Here is a 17,690-nt window from a genome sequence, read left to right on the forward strand (position 1 = left end):
CGCTGCTCGGTCTGCCGTGGCGTTGTGGCTACGAACCCGAAAACAAGGTAGGACTACGCATCCCTGGCCGGCCCATCGCCCGGCAGACTGAAACCATGCCAAGTCCCGATGTGGTGCCGTCGCAGGACGCCGTCACGCACGACTCGAAACCCGACCGCGACCGTGCGGTGGACGTCGCACGCCTGGGTGCTCTGCTGGTGGTGATTTTCGGACACTGCGCGCTGCTGCTGGCCACCATCGATTCCGGGGGCGTGCGGGTCGGCAACATTCTGGGCGCGCTGCCCGAGCTGGCCCCGATCACCTGGGTACTGCAGGTGATGCCACTGTTCTTCATGGCAGGCGGGGCCGCGGGGGCCTACAGCTGGCACGTCGGCCGGTCGTGGGGTGGCTGGTTGTTCGCCCGCGCCCAACGGCTGTTCCGGCCGGTGTTTTGGTACCTGGCGGTGTGGTCGGTGGCCCTGATCGCGGTGCGTGCGACCATGGGCGCCGCGTCTGCGTCAGCACTCGGGCGTGAATGCGTGGCGCTGTTGTGGTTTTTGGGCGTCTACCTGGTGACACTGGCCTTCGTCCCGGCGCTGATGCGGCTGCGCAGCGGCCCGGTGCTGGCATGGGTGGTCGTGGGCCTGATCGTGGCGTCCGGGGTGGTGGATGCCATTCGTTTCGCGGTGGGCACGCCGGAGGCGGGGACTGCCAACCTGATCATCGTGTGGCTGATCCCGGTGGTGATCGGGGTGGCCTACGCGCGCCACCTGCTCTGCGCGCGCCGAGCGCTGGGCATCGCGGTGATCGCCTTCACCGCGCAGGTGATCCTGGCGTTCACCGGCGTCTACGACCTGTCCCTCGTGGTCACCGGAACCGAGCGGGTATCGAACGTCTCACCGCCGACGCTGCTGCTGGCCCTGCACTGCACCTGGATGCCGTGCCTGTTCATCGCCGCAGCGAACCCGATCCGGCGCTGGGCCTCCCGTCCGCGGGTCTGGTACGTGGTCGCGACGGGCAACGGGGGAGCGATGACGCTGTACCTGTGGCACATTCCGGTGATCGCGGTCGCCGCATTCAGCCTGCACGCGCTCGGCCTCGACGCGTTCGATCCGCACGCCCCCGGGTTCTGGGCCCATTTGGCCCTGCGTGCAGCGGTTTTCGCCGTCCTCATGGCGGTCGCCTTCCGGCTGCTGTCCCCACTGGAGCACCGACCGCTGCCATGGTGGGACGACCGGGTCGAGATCAGCGGCCTCCGTTCGGAACTCACCGGCGTGCTGTTGTGCGTGGCCGGCGCCGCGCTGACCCTGATGGCCAAGAACGGCCTCGACGGGGTGCTGGGCTGGTCGGCGCTCGGCGGGTTCCTGATCGCGACGGCGGCGGCGCGGGCGGGTGCAGGCTCGGCTGTCAAGGTCTAGTTCCCTTGTGGGACAAGATCTGTGGATAAATCGTGCGCTGTGGATAACTTACTCGGCCGTCGGTTGACGGCGGTAGAATTCGAACATGCTTGCGAACACCGTTTCCGATCGGGAGGCGGTGCTGGCTGTCTACGACGAGTACGACGCGGTGTGCGCGCAGATGGCCGCTCTCGAATACCGAGGGCTGAGCCTGCCTGAACTGCTGGAGCTGCAGTCCCGCCGCGAACGCCAAGTCCGGCGAGCGCCCGCGGTGGACCATGCCCTGTTGGCCGAAATCCAAACCCGTGCCACCCCGGTCGAGATCGGGGCGAAAAGTTGGGCCGATGTGCTGGCCATCCGGCTGCGCATCAGTACCAAGGAAGCCAAACGCCGGATCGACGAAGCCGCCGTCCTGGGCCCGCGCACCACTGTCACCGGGGAGTCGCTGGCGCCGGCATTGCCGGCTACCTCTGGCGCCCAGGCTGCCGGTGAGGTCAACGCCGAGCACGTGGCGGTGATCAGGAAGTTTTTCGCCAAGCCGCCTGTGCCGCTCGACGCGGCTACCCACGCCCAGATCGAGGCGGATCTGGCCCGCATCGCCGGTGGCAACAGCCCGGAAATCCTGAAACAGTGCGCCGGCCGGATCGCGTTCCTGCTCAACCAGGACGGTGACGAACCCGTCGACGACGAAAGCCCTTGCCAAGGTGAGATCTTCATCGGTCCTCAAAAGGCCGACGGCACCACTGAAATCCGCGGCCGGCTCACCCCCGAAGCCCGCGCCACCATCCTCCCGATCCTGTCGCGCTACGGTGCTCCCGGCATGTGCAATCCCGCCGACGAACACCCCTGCACCACCGGCACTCCCAGCGCCGAGGCGATCACATCCGATACCCGCACCACCGCTGAACGCAACCACGACGCGCTGGTCGCGATGGGCCGCAGCGTGCTGTCTTCAGGGGAGCTGGGTGAGCACAACGGATTACCGGTGTCCATCGTGGTATCCACCACGCTGCGAGAACTGGAATCCAGGACCGGCACCGGACTGACCACCAGCGGCACCGAATTGCCGATCGGCGACGTCATCCGGATGGCCGCCCACGCCCACCACTACCTCGTGGTCTACGAGAATCACCGGCAGGTCCCGCTGTATCTGGGTCGCGCCAAGCGCGTCGCCACCCCCGGGCAGCGGATCGTGCTGCACAACCGCGACCGCGGTTGCACCCGGCCCGGCTGCACATGCTCGACCGACCGGTGCCAAACGCACCACGCCAAGGCTGATTTCCGCGACGGCGGGCTCACCGACATCACCGACCTCGCCCTGGCCTGCCCCAAGAGCAACCGCCTCGTCCATGACAAAGGCTGGCGCACTCGCATCCGCGAGGACGGGCGCGTCGAATGGATCCCACCACCGTTGTTGGACACCGGCCAAGACCGCACCAACCACTACTGGCACCCCGAAGACCTGTTCCAGCCACCCGGCGACGACCCCTAGTCGCGGGTTCGGGGGTTCAACCCATCACCCGTGCATCGGATTCCACGGCCGGGTGGCGATCAACTCTGCGTTCCAGGTGCCGGTTCTGACCAGCGCGGCCACTTCCTCACGGATGGTGTCGCCGATCTTCACACTGAGTTCGCGGGGCAGGTCGAGTTGCTCGGTGGCGGCCACACCGAGACGCTGGCTGAGGGCGGAACCCGCGATGGCCGCGAATCGTAAACGCCCATCATCGATTTCACGACGACAGGCGGACAGGGGGAGGACGCCATAGGCGATTCCCGCCTCGATGATGCTCTTCATTGCGGCGACGGAATCGGTGGTCGCCCGGTGGCTGAACGTGACCTTGGTGCGCAACGCGGCGTTCTGCAGCGACATGCCGATGCCCGACGAGGATCGCGGCACCACCAGCGGTAATCCGACGACATCAGTGAACCCGACAGCGCGAGCGGGGTCGAGTTCCGTCTCGGGTCCACCGATCAGAAACAGCTGTTCGGTCAACAACTCTCGGTAGAAGACCCGTTCATCGGGCACCGGGTTGATGAGTGCCACATCGACCGCGCCTTTGAGCATGGCCTCCACGAGGTGGTCGGTGCTGCCGACGGTCACCGAAAATGTCGCCTCTGGGAAGACCGTGGACAGGCTGGCCACCAGTGGCGCGGCCAGCACGTCGACCGTCGTATCCGGCAATCCCAGTCGCAGCGTGCGGTCGAGCCGGGCCAACGGCGTGCCGGCGTATTGGACGGCCAGTTCCAGTTGCCGCAGAGGTCCGGCCGTCGAGGCCCGCAATCGCTCGCCGGCCTCGGTGAGCTCGACACCGCGACGGGTACGGGTGAACAGCGTGACGCCGAGATCCTCTTCGAGCAGTTGGAGCTGGCGGCTCAACGCCGGTTGGGCGATACCCAGTAGACCGGCCGCGCGCGTGATGGAGCGCTCCTCGGCGATGCGCAGAAAGTACTTGAGCCGGTGGGTGTCCATCACTTCGAGATATACCAGCCATCGAATATCGGCATGACTGGATCCCGAAATCGGTATTACCTCACCTCCGAGCCCCGGCCATAGCGTTTTCCACCGAAGCCATGGTGAGAGGAGACACCCCATGACGGTCCACGATGACGCCGAGGCCATCGCGGCCTTGAATCTCGACAGCCTGCCGCGCCACATCATCGACAAACGTGTCACCGAGTTGATGGATCTGTCGGGCCAGAAAGCCTTCGTCACCGGAGCCGGCGGCGACGGCCTTGGTCAGGCGATCGCCAACCGATTGGCCGGTCTGGGAGCCGATGTCGCGTTGATCGGGCGCACATTCGAGAAGGTCGAGCGCCGTGCCGCCGAGATCGAACAGCGGTGGGGCGTCAAAGCCCACCCGGTGAAGGCCGACATGTCGGACTGGGACCAGGTGCATGATGCGGTACAGATGGCACACGAACAGTTGGGCGGTCTGGACATCATGGTCAACAACCCCGTCATGGTGGTGGGAGGGCCGTTCGAGAAACACACCAAGGCCGACATCGACCACACCGTGCTGGGCAGCCTGACCATGATGATGTACGGCGCTCATGCCGCGCTGGAATTCCTGCTGCCGCAAGGGTCGGGGAAGATCATCAACATCGGGTCGGTCGGCGGTCGCATCCAGCAGCGCGGCCTGGTGGTGTACAACGCGTGCAAGTCGGGTGTCGTGGGCTTCACCCGGAATCTCGCCCACGAAGTCGCCCCGCGCGGAGTGAACGTGCTCGGCGTCGCGCCGGGCATCATGATCAAACCGGAGATGATGGAGTATCTGCTCGACCCGAAGACGCCGGCCCATCTCGCGGGCCGGGGCGCGATCCTGGAGGCGATCACCACTCAGGTGCAGCTCGGCCGGGCTTCGCTGCCGGAGGAAGCGGCCAACATGGTCGCGTTCCTGGCTTCGGAGGCAGCAGATTACCTGTGCGGGCAGACAATCGATGTCGCCGGCGGGCAATGGATGAACTGAGATGCCGACCGTCACGGACATCAAAACCCTCGCCGTCGAGCAGACCGGCCTGACGGACTTCGGCGACGACTCGTTCGAAGAGGGGCTGGCCATCCTGCTGTCCGCTCTGGATACCGAGGCGCGACTCAACCAGCGAGGTCAGGCATTCCTCTACCCGCGCATCATCGGATATCTGGCCCAGCGATTGCAGGTCGAGGACTGGTACCGGCGTCACCCGGAGATCGATGAGTTCCCGATCGTGGCACCCGTTATCGGCCTGGGCCTGCCGCGCACCGGCTCCACGGCGCTGTCGATGCTGCTGGCCCAAGACCCGGATGTGCGGTACCTGCGGCGATGGGAATCGTCGCAGCCGTGCCCACCGCCGTCGACCGTCGTGGGCGTGGATCCGCGGGTCCCTCCTGACAAAGGGGAGATGGTGGGCACCCGATACCACGTGCCCGCGGACGCGCATGGTCCCATGGAATGCCATGAGCTGATGGCTCTGGACTTCAAGTCGCACCTGTTCCAGTCCTTCGCCCAGGTGCCGGCCTACTCCACCTGGCTGGTGGAAAAGGCCGACCTGACAATGACTTTGGCATACCAGCGGCGGGTGATGAAGCTGCTGCAATGGGGTGAGCCCACCCGGCCGTGGCGGTTGAAGTGCCCGTCACACGTGCTGTGGCTCGACGCGGTCAGCCAGGTGTTTCCCGACGCGAGATTTGTCATGACTCATCGGGATCCGACTGATGTCATCCTGTCGGTGGCAGACCTGTATGCCGACATCATCGGTACGTTCACCGACCATGTCGACCGGCCATACATCGGCAGGCTCAACGTCGAACACTGGTCGCTGGGCATGGACCGGGCACTGCGGTTCCGGGAGGATGCCGCTGAGGACCGCTTCTACGACATCGATTTCCGGGCCATGCAGGCCGATCCGATCGGCGAGGTCACCGGTCTCTACAGCTGGCTCGGTCAGCCCGTGACAGACGAGTTCGCCGCCCGGATGGGCAGTTGGTGGACCTACGCCGCCGCCGAACGCGAAGCCAGTTCGCACGCCGACCCGGAGGCATTCGACATCGACCTGGACCAGGTTCGTCCCCGATTCGCCCGCTACACCGATCGCGCCGACCGCTGGACCACCCGGCCGGCCAGAACAGGAGTCCCACATGGCGATTGACCTCACCGGCGGCATCGACCCGTCCCGCGAATACGTGTTCGCCCAGCGCCCCGACAATCCGGAGATGCGGGACTCGGTGAGCTTTTGGACCGTGGATGACCGAGGCCGGATCGGGTTGCCCCGCATCGGCATCGAAGCGGTCGCCGCGAATTGGGACAACCACGAGATGCAGATCAACCTCGCGTTCCCCGACGGTCGGGTGTACCGCCTGCGCGACGGCGCGCCGTCCCTGCCGCCCGAGGGGCCCGAGGGCAGGCCGACAGTTCTGGGTGCGGGCGGGCTGACCTTCCGCTGCGTCGAGCCATTCCAGACCTGGACGATGACGTACGAAGGTAAGGCCGTCGAGACGTCGTCGGCCGATCTGGTCGCAGGCACGTCCGACGGCCCCCTGGTCGACGTCGCATTCCACGTCGAGGCGAACATGGCCGTCCCACCGTGGATCCAGGGGGCACTGCAGAAAGATGCTCGCGACCGTATCGACAACTCCGTGGAAGGCGACCTGATGGGTGGCCCCCGATACGAACAACTGTTCCGCGCGCGCGGGTCGGCGACGATCAACGGGGACAGCCAGGACTTCACCGGCAGCGGCCTGCGGATCCGCAGGCAAGGGGTGCGCAAACTGGGCAGCTTCTGGGGCCATGCCTGGCAATCGGCGATCTTCCCCAGCGGCAAGGCATTCGGCTACATCGCCTACCCGCCGCGCGACGATGGCCAGCCCACCTTCAACGAGGGTTACCTCTTCACCGGGGACGGCGACCTGATCCCGGCCCGGGCGGTGCAGGCGCCGTGGCTGACCAAACTGCAAGCACTGGGTGAGGACGTATCCGTCGTGCTGGAAACCGCCGACGGCACGGTGCACATCGAGGGGGAGACGTTGTACTCGACCCACGACATCCACCACAACGACAACACCTTCTCAGTGCGGGAGATGAAGAAGGAGAACCCGGACTTCCCGGCCCTCCAGCAGGCCGGTGTGCGCTACCGCTGGGACGGCGAGGAGACCTACGGCATGCTCGAGCGCTCGAATCCGATCGACAAGATCGACATCGATGCTCGGGCTTGAGGGCAAGACGTTCATCATCGCCGGGGGAGCGACGGGTATCGGAGCCGGCACCGCCAAACGACTGGCCGCCGAGGGCGCATCGGTGGTCGTGGGTGACGTCAACATGCCGGGTGCCAAAGCCACCGTCGAGACCATCACCACTTCCGGTGGTGCCGCCATCGCAGTCGAGTTCGACTTGGCCGATGACGATTCCGTTCGGCACCTCGTCGACACCGCGATCACGGAATTCGGTGCGGTCCACGGACTGGACAACGTCGGGGCCGACCTGTCGGACAACACGCTGGGACGTGACACCACGATCCTGGACACCCCGTTCGAGGTGTGGCACCGCACCCTCGACGTCAATCTGCTCGGCTTCGTCCGCACCATCCGTGCGGTGCTGCCGCACCTGCTGGACCACGGTGGCGGCAGTATCGTCAACACGTCGTCGGGCGGGTCACTCGGGACCGACCCGATGCACGTCGCCTACAACACCTCCAAGGCCGCGGTCAATCAGCTCACCCGGCACGTGGCGAACAACTACGGTGCCAAAGGCATTCGAAGCAATGCCGTGATGCCCGGGCTGGTCATGGGGGAGACCCAGGAACGGCAGAACGACCAGCAGATCCAGCAGATGTTCCTGATGGCGGCCAAGGTCACCCGCCTCGGTAGGCCCGCGGACCTGGCAGCAGTCACCGCGTTCCTGCTGTCCGACGACGCCGAATGGATCAACGGACAGACCTGGTACATCGGCGGCGCGTCACACATGCGTCAGTGACGCGGCACGAAAATCCGCGAGAGCCTCAGTCCTCCTTGCGGATCAACCGTCCCAGCGCCTCACGATCGGGTGCCAGCAGCTCGTCGATACGAGCCTGGTTCACGTCGGCGACGATGATCTCGCCGACCTCCTGATACACGTCGCTGAAGAGGCCGTGCGCCTTCATCTTCTCGGTCTGGTAGACGTTGTCCTCCGTCGGTGTCACGTAGTAGACGATCTCCGGCTTGAAGCGGTGGATCAGCCACACGTGGATCAGGTCCATCAAGCGCTTCTTGCGCAGTTTCTCGGCGAAGGTGTTCTGGTCGCGCACCGTCAGGATGTTGCGGCCGTGCCGGTCCTTGATCGGGTCGACGACGACATTGGCCAGCGGGTCTTCACCATCACCGTAGATCCCGAGGTCCAGCACGTCGGACCCGGCGCGACGTGGCCGTAGCTGCACGCGCAGCTTCTCGCCGATCTTGTAGTGGTCACCCCATATCGCCAGCCACTCTTCGAGCAGCTTCTTGGGCACCTCGGTCTGCACCAGATGCTGGTGCTGGGTGGAGCCGGCCCCCATGGCCTTGGTGGTGGCGGTACGGCCCGAGGAGGCGGCCAGGGCGGCGTCGCTGCGCGGCCCGCCGACCAGTGTTTGCGGTGTGCGGTAAGGAGATTCGACCAGCCGCATCTTGCGTTGCAGCCGGGCCAGGGCGAGCATGCCCTCCTGCTGCAGGGAGGTCGCGAACTCCTCGCACGCCACGCCGTCGACCTGGTGGCCGCCATAGGTGATGAAGTTGAAGACGAACCCCATCTTGCCGAGCTCGGCAGGGAAGGCCCGCATCTCGTCATCGCTCATGCCGGTGGTGTCCCAGTTGAACGACGGTGACAGGTTGTAGGCCAGCATCTGGTCGGGGAACTCGGCGTGGATCGCGTCGGCGAACTGTTTGGCATCGGCCAGATCCGCGGTCTTGGTCTCCATCCACAGGATGTCGGCGAACGGCGCGGCCGCCAGTGACTTCGCGATCGCGTACGGGATGCCGCCACGGACCTGGTAGTAACCCTCGGGAGTCTTGACGCGCTCGCAGTCCCAGGCCACATCGGCGCCCAGTTCGTGTGCCTTCTGCTGAGCGGTGTACAGCGATGCCCGCGCGGCGAAGGTGCGCCAGTCGGCGGCACTCATCGCCGCCGGCTCACCTTCGCGTTCCCGGAACTCCAGCAGTTCGGCGACCGCCTCGCCATAGGTGTTCAGGCCCGCATCGCTCTGCCACGCCTCGACGAACGCCGACTCCACCTTGTCGAACAGACCATCCACCGAATCTCCTGCGGTGTGGCCCTCGACGGCCTCGGCGATGGTGTCCGTGATGCCCTTGCGTTCCAGCCAGGCCTCGGCGGTCGCATACTCACCGGCGGGCAGCGCGTAGAGCAGATGTCCGTTGAGCTCGGTGAGACCGAGGTCGTAGAACCGGCGCACCATCGCCAGGAAACACGACTTGTACGTCGGGACCGACAGGTTCGTCGCGCCCAGCAGGAACGGCTGATCGCGTTCGTCGGCGCGGCTGTCGATCAGGTTCGCGGCCTCGGCGTCGGTGCGCGCGACGATGATCCCGGGCACCCGCATGACGTCCAACTGGAACCGGGCGGTGTTGAGCCGCTTGATCTGCTCATCCGAGGGCACCAGCACCTTGCCGCCCTGATGGCCGCACTTCTTGGTGCCGGGCCGCTGATCCTCGATGTGATAGCCCGGCACCCCGGACTCGACGAACCGGCGGATCAGGTTGCGCACATGCGGATCACCACCGTGACCGGTGTCGGCGTCGGCGATGATGAACGGCCGGTAGTCGACGGGTGGTTGCGCGCCGCGTTGCTCGGGAGTCATCCGCAGCCGCAGGTACTGCTGGTTGCGGTCGGCGGTCAGCAGCGCGCGCACCAGCCCGGCGGCTTCGTCGGGCACCTGGCTCAGCGGGTAACTGGCGAGGTCGGGCCCGGGGTCCTCACTGATCGACCCCTTGGCCGAGGTGGCCCACCCACCCAGATAGATCCCCCCGATGCCCATCCGTTTCATCACCACGGCCTGGCCCGGTGAATACGGTCCGAAGGTGGTGATGCTCTTCTTCTGGGCGAACAGCTCGCGAAGGTACGGATAGAACGCGGTGGCGGCCTCGCGGGCCACCGGATAGTCGGATGGAATCGTGCCGCGTTGCTCGGCGACCTGGCGGGCCGAGTACAGCCGGATGATGCCCTCGAACCGGGGGCTGTCGATGTAGGCCTGGGTGGCTGCGACATCGCTCTCGAAAGACGAGTCGGTCTGTGCGTTGGCTTCGATGGTGGCCATGTGTGCGCTCCTGAACTCGGGTACCCCAATCATTGCTGGCAAGTCGCGACACCGGAGCCGGTTGGGAGATTTCTCAGGACTGCCATCTGCGGCCGGCGCAGGATCTAGGCTGCACCGCATGTCGATCGACCGGGCCGCGCTGGCCGCCGGTGCCATCCGATTCGCGTCGGGCGTCTCGTTTCTCGTCGACCCGCAGCGGGCCGACCGGTTATGGGGCGGACGGGAAACCCCTGACGCCACCGCGCAGCTGATGTGGCGGTCGATGGGCTATCGCGATGCCCTGATCGGCGGGCTGTTGCTCGCGGCGGGATTGCGCGGCAGGGACACCCGCGGGTGGTTCCTGGCCTCCGGCGGCGCCGACGCCGCCGACCTGCTCGGCGGCCTCGCGGTTCACGACCAGCTGCCCCGCTCTCAGCAGGTCATCGGCCTCGGCGGCGCGGTGGTCGGTATCGCGGTGGGGTTATGGGGCGCGACCCGCCGCCGGGAGCGCGCGGCGGGCCGGCCCGCGGGCTAGTCCGAATCCCCAACCTGCTCGACGATGTCGCCTCGGTACCAGCGGGTGGCCATGAGATAGCAGCCCATCGCCAGCAGTTGCAGCACCGGCACCAAGATCAGGAGGGCCCGGCCCAGCGCGTGCGCGCCGAGATCCGGGGTCAGGGCGTCACTGATCAGGCCGGTGACGAACGGTCCGACCGCGCCGAGGGTGGCATTGAAGAACAAGAAGATCGCCGATGCCGTGGCGCGCTGCTCGGGCAGCACCAGGCGGTGGATGGCCGCGATCGACGGCGCCATGTACGCGGTACCGATGACGTAGCTGAGCGCCAGGAACCACACGCACGCCAGGCGACTCTCAACGGTGAACGCCAAGACCGACGCCGGCAACAGCAGGGCCGTGGTCAGCACCACGATCCACAGCAGCCAGCGCGGGTCGCGCACGGCCAGCCGGTCGGCCAGCCGGCCCACGATCAGCAGTCCGAGAACCCCGGAGAGCGCGGTGGCCAGGCCGTATTCCAGTCCGACCTCGCCGAGCGACATCGAGCGGGTCCGCATCAGGAAGGCCGGGGAGAAGGTGGTCAGCGAGTAGCCGGCCGCCGCGATGAACGCCGTACCGCCGACCAGTGACAGGAAGCTGCGTTTGCGCAGCAGATCCCACCATCGGACCGTCGCGACCCGCTCTGAACGGGGCACCACCGGTAGCGCCTGACGTGACCCGACGACCAGCAGGACCAGCGGGGCGAACGCCACGCTGATCCCGCCCATCACCACGAATGCGGTTCGCCAGCCGAGATTTTCGGCCAACAAGCCGCCGCCGATGAGGCTGGCACCACTGGCCAGCGGGATCGCCAGGGTGATGACCGCCAGCGGTGCGGCGCGGCGGTGCTGGGCGAAATTGCGGGCCACGTACGCGTGTGCGGCCGGTGTGCTGCCGGCTTCACCCACCGCAACACCCACCCTGGTGAGCGCGAGCTGAAATCCGGACTGGACGGCGCCACCGAGCATGGTCATGCTGCCCCACAGCGTCAGGCAGGCGGAGATCACCGCGCCGTACGTTCCGCGGTCGGCGATCCGGGCCACCGCGATGCCGAGCACTGCGTACACGATGAGGAAGCCGAACCCGTTGATCACCCCGATCGCGGTATCGGACAGCGCGAGATCGTGTTTGATGGGCTCGGCCAGCACCGCCGGCAAGAACCGGTCGACGTAGTTGAGGGTTCCGACCAGGGTCAGCAGCGCGACCGCGGCCCACGCCCGCCGCGGCCCGTGCACGTCGACCGGCCCGGGCGACACGGTGGCCAGCGGCGCCGGTCCGACCTCACCCATGTCGTACGCCGCGCTTGAACTGCCACAGGTATCGCGGCAGACGCCGCAACGGCACTGCCTTGGGCCAATCCCGCGGCCGGAAGAAGGCATCCGTCCCGCCGTCGACGAACACCACACTGCCGCAGAGGAAATCAGCTGAATCCGACAGCATGAAGCAGATCCAGTCGGCGAGCTGACCGGCGTCGCCGAAGCCGCCGATCGGCACCGGGAACGACCGCACGGCGCGACCCTCGCGGGGATCGGCCAGTTGGGCCTTTAGCAACGGGGTCAGGATCGCACCGGGAGCCAGCGCGTTGAGCCGGATACCGGCACCGGCCCACGCCGCCGAGACCGCATTGATCCGTACCCAGCGGCTCACCGCGATCTTGGACGCCGCATACATGAGGGCCGACCCGTTGCGGCCCAGCAGGCGTAGCGAACGCACCGCCCTGTCGGTGTCACGCGCCAGCAGCGCCCGAATCGTCCGGCGGGGGACGACGGGCACCGTCGTCGTCGAATTACTGGAAATCACCACCACTTTGGCGCGATCCGCGGCGGCCAGGGCGGGACGCCAGGCATCGAGGAGCTCCACCACACCGAGGAAGTTGACCTCGGCGATCAGCCGGTTCCGCTCAGCGCCCGGTCCGGGGCCCAGGCCGGCGGCCAGCACCGCCCCGTCGAGCACCCCGTCGCATGCCGCCAACACCGCGTCGGCCGCGGCGCGGCGCCCCAGCGGGGTGGACAGATCGGCAACGACCTCGGCTTCTTTGAGGTCCACACCGATCACGGTGTGTCCGAGGTTTCGCAGCCGCTGGGCAGCCTGCAGTCCCATCCCGGATGCGGACCCGGTAACCGCGTATGTGCTGATGATCGCCTCCTTACCGCCCGATCGCGGGGCGGTATGGCGGCCAAAGATAGCATCCGGGGAATGACCGACCTTGCCAAATACGGCCCATGGGCCGTGATCGCCGGCGGCTCCGAGGGGGTCGGCGCCGAATTCGCCCGCATGCTCGCCGAAGACGGGTTCAACCTGGTCCTGCTGGCGCGCAAGGCCGGTCCGCTGGAAGCCACCGCGCAGCGCTGCCGGGATGCGGGCGTGCAGGTGCGCACGGTGGCGGTGGACCTGGTGGACCGTGGGTCGGCCGCGCACATCGCCGAAGCGACCGCCGACCTGGAGGTCGGGCTGCTGATCTACAACGCCGGCGCCAATACCTGCAGTGAACGGTTCCTGGACGCGCCGTTGGCCGATTTCCAGAAGGTCGTCGACCTCAACGTCACCAGGATGATGGAGCTCGTACAGCACTTCGGCAGGCCGATGGCCGCACGGGGCCGGGGCGGCATCCTGCTGGTGGGATCGCTGGCCGGATATGCCGGATCGATGCGGCACACCGTCTACGGCGGGGTGAAGGCCTATGGCCGGCTGTTCGCCGAGAGCCTGTGGCTGGAGCTGCGCGAGTACAACGTCGACGTGCTGGAGTTGGTGCTCGGGGTGACCCGCACACCGGCGATGGAACGGGCCGGCCTGAACTTCGAGGCGCCGGGCATGCGGATCAACGACCCGGCCGAAGTCGCCCGGGAAGGGTTGGACCACCTCGGCGCCGGGCCGGTCCACGTGGCCGGCGGCAACGCCCGACGCGCCGAGTTGAACAGTGCACCGGACCGCGCACAGGTGGTGCTCAGGTCCGACGCCGCCATCCGCAACCTGATCAATCAACGGGCGCCGCAATGACATCCGAGTTGGCGGCCCTCGAGGCACGGCTGCGCCGGCTCGAGGACGAACGCGACATCGCCCGGTTGATCGCGTCCTACGGCCCCCGCGTGGACACCGCCGACGCCGACGGCACGGCCGCGTTGTGGGCGACCGACGGTCGCTACGAGGTCGAGGGCTGGACGATGGCCAGCCGCGCAGATGTCCACGCGATGGTCAGCTCGACGTCCCACCGTGCCCTGGTGGATTCGGGCTGCAGTCACTTTCTCGGCCCCGCGGTGGTGACGGTGGACGGCGACACCGCCGTGGCGGTGTGCGAATCGCTGGTGCTGGTCCGCCGCGACACCGCGGACGGCTCCGGTGAATACGTGGTGTGGCGGGCGACGGCCAATCATTTCGAACTGGTCCGCGCACAAGGGCATTGGCAGATCAGCCGGCGGTCCAGCCGCCTGCTCAACGGCGATCCGGCAGCGCACCGGCTGCTGCTCGCCGGTGTGGCCGGACAGCCTGCACCCTGACGAAGGTGAATTCTCGGTGCCCAAGCGGTTACCGATCCCTCCTACGAGATGCCGATGCCCACCGGGCGACTTACGCTCTTGGCGGTCGGGGTCGATCGCACGAGGGGAATCGAGGACGCAGGGTGAAGACAGTGCTCGGGCTGTCGGTGACTTCGCACGGCATCGCCTGGGCCCTCGTCGGCGGTGGTGACCGTCCGGCGGATGTCACCCCGCTCGACGACGACGCCTTCGATGTCGACGCCGCCGACCAGTTGACCGCCCGGGCCGCCGCCGCTGCCCGGAGTGCGCGGGCCATCGCGACCTCCAGCGGCCAGGACGTGGCCGCGATCGGTGTGACCTGGCACGGGCCCGACCCTGACGACTTCGGCGACCGGCTGGCCGAACTCCTCGATCTCCTGGCCGAAGCGGGGTTCGACGATGTCCGCGTGGTGGCCGAGGAGGCTGCCGCCGACGACCTCCACGAGGCGGACGCGCAGGTGCGCGACGCCCAGGATGCCGCACGAGCCGTCGCGACCAACGCGGTGGCCGCCAGATCCAGACCGGTCCGCCACCGCCCGCCCGCCCCGTGCAAGCACCGAGCGGTACGCGTCGTGGCCGCCGCGGCGGCCACGGTTGCGGCCGGGATGCTCACGGTCAGCTCACAGTTCACCGAACCCGCACCGATCCCAGCCGGCGACGAGGCGGACGTCACCGCGGCGGCGGCGCCGGCGCCACGGCTGGTCACCGTCGCCGCCCCGCGTCTGTCGGAGCGCGCGGTGACGATGTTGCCCACCGAGGAGCCCACCCCGGTGCAGTTCGTCGAGGCTGCACCGATAGTTGCCGAGGAGCCGGCGGAACCAGTCGTGGCCGCACATGTGACGCCCGTTGAACCGGTTGCCCCCGTGCAACGCACCCAGCCGGTTGCCGTGGTGCAAACCGTTGTGCCCCAAGCAGTTCCGGTGGTTCAGATGGCAGTTCCGGCGCAGCTGCCGGGCGGCGTCCCCGCGGCAACCCTGCCCGCTGCCCAGCCACACCTGCCCGCCGCCGAGGCCCACATCGCGACCGATCCGTCACCGGGCCCCGCGCTCGCACCGTCCGGCCCCGCGCCCGCCGCCGCCCCCGTGCCTGCATCGGTGCCGGTGTCAGCGCCGGTGCCGGCAACCCCGGCTGATCCCATCAGCGGGTGGCTGCTCGCCGCAATGCCGTAGGGCGGGCCGAGCTACGGCATCGTCGCCAGGTTGTTCCAGAAGTGCCGGAGGCTGTCGGTGCCGCCGAACAGCGTCGTGAAATTGGTGGAATCGACCAGGACGATGTCGCCGGCCCGGTCTGCCTGCGGAGGCATCCAGATCAGCGCGTTGAACGCGGCGTTACCCGCCTCGGTGAACGGGTGCGGCCGGGTGGGATCGACCAACTGGCGTCCGAGCACCCGCAGCGCATCGCTTTCTGGCGCGGTCAGTTGGTAGTGCGGCAGGTGCGGGTGGAAATTGAAGGTGGTGACACCGGCGAGCAGTCCGGGGGAGTCCAGATCGCGCAGCGCGGTCAACGGCGCGATCTCGGTGGTGCCCTCCACGACCGCCGGACGCAGTCCCCAGATGTTGTGCACGGGGACGTCGAGTGCGGCCATCAGCGACCGGGTGTACTGCCCGAAGCGCTGTTGGCGGGGCACCAGCGGATCGCCGTGATGCAGGTACTCGACCTGACGGCGGGCGAAGTCGTCGGTGTCGCCGACATCGTGATGCGGTGCCAGCAGCAGACACGTCCCCTCACGCTGTAGCCAACGGCGGATCGCCTCGATCTCGGCGGGGTCGGCCTCCTGCTCGGACAAGATGTGGTCGAGGCCGAACACCATCAGGGTGTCGCAGTCGTCGAGCACTCGTTCGTCGATCGGAAGCCGATAGCCGGCCTGATCGATCCGCTGGAACACCGCCACCGGGTGCCCCGTGGCCTCTCCGGCCAATTCCTGGAAGGCCAGCGTCGAACGGTGGAACAGCTCCAGCGTTCCGGCGATGCCCTGCAGGAAGGAGGCGGCGTCGTATTCCGGGGTCTCGTACGCCGGCCACAGCACGTTGCGGACCTCGGTCATGGTGGAGAACCGATTCTCCATCGCGGCCGGGCTGCGTTGCGCCTCCCAGGGGTAGCTCCACGTCCAGTAGATGCTGACCCGGCGGCGCCCATTGCGGGGACGCGGTATGTGGGCCTGGTTGTAGGTGCGGGCGCCGGTCATCAGATTCCCTCCTTGCCGCCACTGGCCAGGTAACGTAGCGCCGACATGCCCGGCAGGAAGAAGTAGGCTCCGCCGCGCAGCGTGGTGAACGCCGGAATTCCCTTGTGCACCTTGCGTATCGGGCGTTTGGGGACGGTGAAGTCCAGGGTTCCGTCCTGGGTTCCGCAGATGGGGTCGTGCTCGTTGCCCAGTTCATGGAACGTCTTGTCGTTGATCCAGACATTCTGCGCGAACTCGAATTGGCGTACCAGGTCGGCGCAGATGATGAACGCCGCGATGCCGCGATCCACGCCGTCATCGGGGGCACCTTCGGGCAGCGCCGGGCCGTAGGTGGCGCCGCGCCGGATCATCCGGCGTCGGTTCATGTAGTGCGCGGTATCGCGTGGGTTGAGCCGGCGCGCATGCGACCCCAGCGGGCACGCGTATCCGAAAGGGTCCATCTCCTTGTAGTTGAAATCGTTGTTGCGCATGGGATCTGCGCCGAGTTCGGGATCGTCGTGGTCGGGCGCCAGCACCAGGGGAGCGCCGCTGCGCCAGCGGCCCATGAACTTCGCGGCCAGCAGTTCCTCGGCCTCCGGCGAATCCGACCGCTCGCGGAGGTACTCACGGAACAGCGCGACGTGTTCGGAGAGCCGGCGGTACGCCATGTAGCTGCCGTTGCGTGAAAGGACCTCGGGTTGTGGCAAATTGGCGACCGGACCGTCCTCATCGGGGTAACCGAGGATGAACTCACCGGGCTCCAGCGGATCGCCCGAACCCGGTGTCGGCTCCTCCCCGGACCCCTTCATCACCGGCTGGGACAACCGGTCGCGGAACCCGAAGTGGTCGTGGGCGTAGTTGAACGGTGGGGTCGCGTTGAGGTCCAGATAGGACAGGCTGCGCACGCCGTCGGTACGGTCCAGCAACTTGTCGTGTTCCTCGATGGAGCGCCGGCACTGTTCGTCGGTGCGCGAGAAGAGGATCGCGATCGCATGCAGATCCTCACCGGCGAGGCCACCCAACCAGTGCTCGGGGGCGGCCGCACCGGTGTCGCCCAGGATCGAGGCACGGTGGGCCATCCCTTCCCGGAATGCCGCGGGGAAGGTCGCCAACGACTTCTCGTCGACGCCGAGCGCCCGCAACCCGGTCCAGGTGAACGCCAGCGTGACCCACCGGTCGGATTCCTCCATGGCGGCCATCGCGTCCGAGGCCGAGGACACCTTGTCCAGCAGCTCGGTCAGCCAGGCCCGGCCACCTTCAGGGGTGTCGAACGTCAGGAACTCATAGCGACCGGTGATCGCCGGCGTGCGAGTCAGCAGGATGTGCTGAATCTCGTCGAACTCGAGCACGGC

The 17,690-nt window shown here is 67.4% G+C and carries 16 protein-coding genes; 10 read left to right on the forward strand and 6 right to left on the reverse strand.

Annotated features, from left to right (window positions below; genetic code table 11):
* The first annotated feature begins 95 nt into the window (after positions 1 to 95).
* Positions 96 to 1,397 (forward strand): acyltransferase family protein, encoded by a 1,302-nt coding sequence (locus BN2156_RS04490; protein ID WP_090510680.1) that lies wholly within the window; start codon positions 96 to 98, stop codon positions 1,395 to 1,397.
* 85 nt (positions 1,398 to 1,482) lie between these two features.
* Positions 1,483 to 2,868: an HNH endonuclease signature motif containing protein gene (locus BN2156_RS04495; protein ID WP_090510683.1), complete on the forward strand. Its 1,386-nt coding sequence runs from the start codon at positions 1,483 to 1,485 to the stop codon at positions 2,866 to 2,868.
* Positions 2,869 to 2,892: 24 nt separating this feature from the next.
* On the opposite strand, the gene BN2156_RS04500 is transcribed toward BN2156_RS04495, so the two are convergent.
* Positions 2,893 to 3,846 (reverse strand): LysR family transcriptional regulator, encoded by a 954-nt coding sequence (locus tag BN2156_RS04500; RefSeq protein WP_090510686.1) that lies wholly within the window; start codon positions 3,844 to 3,846, stop codon positions 2,893 to 2,895.
* A gap of 121 nt (positions 3,847 to 3,967) precedes the next feature.
* Here BN2156_RS04500 and BN2156_RS04505 point away from each other — a divergent pair, with 121 nt between their 5' ends.
* The 4 genes from BN2156_RS04505 to BN2156_RS04520 are packed head-to-tail and all read left to right on the forward strand — an operon-like array spanning position 3,968 to position 7,822.
* A complete protein-coding gene (locus BN2156_RS04505) occupies positions 3,968 to 4,843 on the forward strand; it encodes an SDR family NAD(P)-dependent oxidoreductase (protein ID WP_090510688.1) in 876 nt (291 codons plus the stop codon).
* 1 nt (position 4,844) lies between these two features.
* Positions 4,845 to 6,002, forward strand: a complete 1,158-nt coding sequence (locus BN2156_RS04510) for a sulfotransferase family protein (RefSeq protein ID WP_090510691.1) — start codon at positions 4,845 to 4,847, stop codon at positions 6,000 to 6,002.
* On the forward strand, positions 5,992 to 7,065 hold the full coding sequence (locus tag BN2156_RS04515; protein ID WP_090510694.1) for a DUF7064 domain-containing protein: 1,074 nt from the start codon (positions 5,992 to 5,994) through the stop codon (positions 7,063 to 7,065). Before BN2156_RS04510 ends, BN2156_RS04515 begins: the two co-directional genes overlap by 11 nt.
* A complete protein-coding gene (locus tag BN2156_RS04520) occupies positions 7,052 to 7,822 on the forward strand; it encodes an SDR family NAD(P)-dependent oxidoreductase (protein WP_090510696.1) in 771 nt (256 codons plus the stop codon). The genes BN2156_RS04515 and BN2156_RS04520 overlap by 14 nt, the downstream gene beginning before the upstream one ends.
* Before the next feature lie 25 nt (positions 7,823 to 7,847).
* Here the strand turns inward: BN2156_RS04520 and aceA are convergent, their stop codons facing one another.
* Positions 7,848 to 10,130 (reverse strand): isocitrate lyase ICL2, encoded by a 2,283-nt coding sequence (gene aceA / locus BN2156_RS04525; RefSeq protein WP_090510700.1) that lies wholly within the window; start codon positions 10,128 to 10,130, stop codon positions 7,848 to 7,850.
* A gap of 118 nt (positions 10,131 to 10,248) precedes the next feature.
* Between aceA and BN2156_RS04530 the strand changes: the two genes are divergently transcribed.
* A complete protein-coding gene (locus BN2156_RS04530) occupies positions 10,249 to 10,644 on the forward strand; it encodes a DUF4267 domain-containing protein (RefSeq protein ID WP_090510704.1) in 396 nt (131 codons plus the stop codon).
* On the opposite strand, the gene BN2156_RS04535 is transcribed toward BN2156_RS04530, so the two are convergent.
* Both BN2156_RS04535 and BN2156_RS04540 read right to left on the reverse strand, forming a co-directional pair.
* On the reverse strand, positions 10,641 to 11,951 hold the full coding sequence (locus tag BN2156_RS04535) for a spinster family MFS transporter (protein ID WP_090510706.1): 1,311 nt from the start codon (positions 11,949 to 11,951) through the stop codon (positions 10,641 to 10,643). The two genes, BN2156_RS04530 and BN2156_RS04535, sit on opposite strands and share 4 nt — an antisense overlap.
* Positions 11,944 to 12,798 (reverse strand): SDR family oxidoreductase, encoded by an 855-nt coding sequence (locus BN2156_RS04540; RefSeq protein WP_210436633.1) that lies wholly within the window; start codon positions 12,796 to 12,798, stop codon positions 11,944 to 11,946. Before BN2156_RS04540 ends, BN2156_RS04535 begins: the two co-directional genes overlap by 8 nt.
* Positions 12,799 to 12,858: 60 nt before the next feature.
* On the opposite strand from BN2156_RS04540, the gene BN2156_RS04545 reads away from it, so the two are divergent.
* The 3 genes from BN2156_RS04545 (at position 12,859) to BN2156_RS04555 (ending at position 15,343) form a co-directional block, all read left to right on the forward strand.
* The gene (locus tag BN2156_RS04545) at positions 12,859 to 13,659 is read left to right on the forward strand and encodes an SDR family NAD(P)-dependent oxidoreductase (RefSeq protein ID WP_090515467.1); all 801 of its coding nucleotides are present in this window, start codon (positions 12,859 to 12,861) and stop codon (positions 13,657 to 13,659) included.
* Entirely contained in the window at positions 13,656 to 14,156 is a 501-nt protein-coding gene (locus BN2156_RS04550) for a nuclear transport factor 2 family protein (RefSeq protein ID WP_090510711.1), read from the forward strand. The genes BN2156_RS04545 and BN2156_RS04550 overlap by 4 nt, the downstream gene beginning before the upstream one ends.
* A gap of 122 nt (positions 14,157 to 14,278) precedes the next feature.
* The gene (locus BN2156_RS04555; RefSeq protein WP_090510713.1) at positions 14,279 to 15,343 is read left to right on the forward strand and encodes a DUF7159 family protein; all 1,065 of its coding nucleotides are present in this window, start codon (positions 14,279 to 14,281) and stop codon (positions 15,341 to 15,343) included.
* 11 nt (positions 15,344 to 15,354) lie between these two features.
* Here the strand turns inward: BN2156_RS04555 and BN2156_RS04560 are convergent, their stop codons facing one another.
* Positions 15,355 to 16,359, reverse strand: coding sequence for a hypothetical protein (locus BN2156_RS04560; RefSeq protein WP_090510716.1), 1,005 nt, complete (start codon positions 16,357 to 16,359; stop codon positions 15,355 to 15,357).
* Positions 16,359 to 17,687 carry a Dyp-type peroxidase gene (locus BN2156_RS04565; RefSeq protein ID WP_090510719.1) on the reverse strand — a complete coding sequence of 443 codons (1,329 nt, stop codon included), beginning with the start codon at positions 17,685 to 17,687 and terminating at the stop codon, positions 16,359 to 16,361. Before BN2156_RS04565 ends, BN2156_RS04560 begins: the two co-directional genes overlap by 1 nt.
* Positions 17,688 to 17,690 lie beyond the last annotated feature (3 nt).

Origin of the sequence: Mycolicibacterium neworleansense, from assembly GCF_001245615.1 — a bacterium.
In the GTDB taxonomy this organism is placed as follows: Bacteria; Actinomycetota; Actinomycetes; order Mycobacteriales; family Mycobacteriaceae; genus Mycobacterium; species Mycobacterium neworleansense.

What these genes read in the sequence shown, in the direction of transcription:
- BN2156_RS04490 (WP_090510680.1), top strand. Translation starts at nt 96, where the DNA reads ATGCCAAGTCCCGATGTGGTGCCGTCGCAGGACGCCGTCACGCACGAC.
- BN2156_RS04495 (WP_090510683.1), top strand. Translation starts at nt 1,483, where the DNA reads ATGCTTGCGAACACCGTTTCCGATCGGGAGGCGGTGCTGGCTGTCTAC.
- BN2156_RS04500 (WP_090510686.1), bottom strand. Translation starts at nt 3,846, where the DNA reads ATGGACACCCACCGGCTCAAGTACTTTCTGCGCATCGCCGAGGAGCGC.
- BN2156_RS04505 (WP_090510688.1), top strand. Translation starts at nt 3,968, where the DNA reads ATGACGGTCCACGATGACGCCGAGGCCATCGCGGCCTTGAATCTCGAC.
- BN2156_RS04510 (WP_090510691.1), top strand. Translation starts at nt 4,845, where the DNA reads ATGCCGACCGTCACGGACATCAAAACCCTCGCCGTCGAGCAGACCGGC.
- BN2156_RS04515 (WP_090510694.1), top strand. Translation starts at nt 5,992, where the DNA reads ATGGCGATTGACCTCACCGGCGGCATCGACCCGTCCCGCGAATACGTG.
- BN2156_RS04520 (WP_090510696.1), top strand. Translation starts at nt 7,052, where the DNA reads ATGCTCGGGCTTGAGGGCAAGACGTTCATCATCGCCGGGGGAGCGACG.
- aceA (WP_090510700.1), bottom strand. Translation starts at nt 10,130, where the DNA reads ATGGCCACCATCGAAGCCAACGCACAGACCGACTCGTCTTTCGAGAGC.
- BN2156_RS04530 (WP_090510704.1), top strand. Translation starts at nt 10,249, where the DNA reads ATGTCGATCGACCGGGCCGCGCTGGCCGCCGGTGCCATCCGATTCGCG.
- BN2156_RS04535 (WP_090510706.1), bottom strand. Translation starts at nt 11,951, where the DNA reads ATGGGTGAGGTCGGACCGGCGCCGCTGGCCACCGTGTCGCCCGGGCCG.
- BN2156_RS04545 (WP_090515467.1), top strand. Translation starts at nt 12,859, where the DNA reads ATGACCGACCTTGCCAAATACGGCCCATGGGCCGTGATCGCCGGCGGC.
- BN2156_RS04550 (WP_090510711.1), top strand. Translation starts at nt 13,656, where the DNA reads ATGACATCCGAGTTGGCGGCCCTCGAGGCACGGCTGCGCCGGCTCGAG.
- BN2156_RS04560 (WP_090510716.1), bottom strand. Translation starts at nt 16,359, where the DNA reads ATGACCGGCGCCCGCACCTACAACCAGGCCCACATACCGCGTCCCCGC.